Origin of the sequence: Mesorhizobium sp. M5C.F.Ca.IN.020.29.1.1 (genome assembly GCF_003997375.1) — a bacterium.
GTDB lineage: Bacteria > Pseudomonadota > Alphaproteobacteria > Rhizobiales > Rhizobiaceae > Mesorhizobium > Mesorhizobium wenxiniae.
The window spans coordinates 1-2,130 of record NZ_RZSW01000786.1 but is presented as its reverse complement, the minus strand read 5'-3'; the positions used below and the strand labels follow the sequence as shown (position 1 = coordinate 2,130).

At 59.6% G+C, this 2,130-nt stretch carries 1 protein-coding gene and 1 pseudogene; both read left to right on the top strand.

Annotated elements, in window-relative coordinates; genetic code table 11:
- Window positions 1–750: 750 nt before the first annotated feature.
- A complete protein-coding gene (locus EOA85_RS38335; protein WP_245486265.1) occupies window positions 751–1,890 on the top strand; it encodes a cytochrome P450 in 1,140 nt (379 codons plus the stop codon).
- A gap of 108 nt (window positions 1,891–1,998) precedes the next feature.
- Window positions 1,999–2,130 (top strand): annotated as a pseudogene (locus EOA85_RS33505) (cytochrome); the annotation flags it as partial.

Below are 2,130 nucleotides of genomic sequence, written 5' to 3'. Positions count from 1 at the left end.
AGTTAGTACATATTATGTTTACAATTTGTAGAAAAGATATAAACCGTCACAATTTTTTATGAACTGAGTGTTTCAGACGTATGAAAAGCAAGTAACCCTTTTCCGATTCTGATCCTGATAATGGAATGGAACAACAGAAGCAGGCGCGATCTCATCTGGCGTGGCATGAGATGATGGGCGAGAGATGATGACACTGAAGGAGCCGGGGAAGCTTACGGCGTCAATTTCTATGTCTGCGCCTATGTCTGATGACAGAAGTCTGCATGTTCTTGAGGCGGCTCCGAACCGGCTGGACCGACGATGACGTCGGCACCGTCGACATGATCCGGCAGGCCGGCAAGTCCAAGAGCTGCATATGGCGTTGGCAGAGCGCTTCGCCGCCGAAGGCTTCAAGGGGTGTTGCGACAAGACGCGGCCCTCGCGTATTGCGGCGCTCGGGCCCGAAGCCCTGCCGAGCGCGGTTCTGATACGCCGTGAGAGGAATGGGATGACGGGCCAGAATTGTGAAATATATTGCGGAATTATGCGATTTTAGACATTTCAGTAACAAATAAAGTTAACATTCTTTCACTTGAATTTTCGGGCTTGTTATTCAATTAACTAGGGCGCCCGAACCCGGCAAGGTCAAGCGGGTTAGTCGAAATCCAATTTTGCTGGTTCTTGTTGAGGGATGAGACGTTACGCATCTTGCGCGAAGCTGCAAATGATTTTGTAACTTTATACATAATGGTTCTTTAAGGAGTTGTTGGCATGCGCGTAGAAAACGATCATTGCGATGTGATCGGTGTGTCGGTCGCTCCCACGCAACTTGATAGTCTGTCTGCTGCGATTCTGCAGCAGGGGGGGATGGCGCGAGTGTCGCTGTCAGGCAATGTGGTGACCTGGGCGGCAGGCCGTCACCAGACGCTCAGGCGGATGCTTTCCGACCAGCGTTTCAACAGGGACTGGCGACAGTGGCGGGCGCTGCAGGACGGCGAGATTCCCGAGGATCATCCGCTGATCGGGATGTGCAAAGTGGACAACATGGTCACGGCGCATGGCGCCGATCACCGGCGCTTGCGCGGCCTGCTGTCCAGGAGCTTCGCGCCCAGTCGTATCGCCTTGCTGGCGCCACGGATCGAACAATGCGTCGATCGACTCCTGGCCGAGATGGCGCAGCGCGGCGGCAGTGCCGATCTGATGTGCGAGTTCGCCGTTCCGCTGCCCACCAACGTGATCGCCGAACTGTTCGGTTTGCCGGACGAACAGCGCGAGGAGCTCGTCGCGCTTACCTACAGCCGGGCCAACACCTCCGCCACAGCCGCAGAGGTGCGACAGACGCGGCAGCGCATCCCGGAGTTCTTCCGTCGCCTGATCGCGCTCAAGCGGGGCCAGCTCGGCGACGATCTGGCTTCGGCCCTGATCGTCGCGCGCGACAACGGCGAGCTCGTTTCCGACACCGAGCTCATCGACATGCTGTTCATGGTGCTCTCTGCGGGCTTCGTGACCACCACCGGCGTCATCGGCAATGGCGTGCTGGCATTGCTGACGCATCCGCAGCAACTGCACCTGGTGCGCAGCGGCCAAGTTCCGTGGTCACAGGCGATCGAGGAGATCCTGCGCTGGGGCAGCGCAGTGGCCAATCTGCCTTTCCGCTATGCCACCCAGGACGTGGAGATCGACGGATGCATGGTCCGCCGCGGCGACGCCGTCCTGATGGCGTTCCATGCGGCGAACCGGGACGAAAAGGCCTTCGGTCCCGGCGCCGACAGGTTCGATGTCACCCGGCGGCATAACCCTCATCTGTCGTTCGGCGAGGGCCGCATTCCTGCCTGGGCGCTGCGCTGGCGCGCCTGGAATTGCGCTACGCCTTCCCCGCGCTGTTCGGGCGGCTGGAGGATCTGGCGCTGACCATCGCCGCGGAGGAGGTCATCTACATGCCGTCTTACGTCATTCGCTGCCCGCAGCGCCTGCCGGTCACCTTCCGCCCGTCCATCGCTTAGAGAGTGAAGTGCCACCATGTGCGAACAACCCCTGCCGACGCTGCCGATGTGGCGCGTCGATCACATCGAGCCCTCGCCCGAGATGTTGGCGCTACGCGCCAACGGTCCGATCCACCGCGTGCGCTTCCCGTCCGGGCACGAAGGCTGG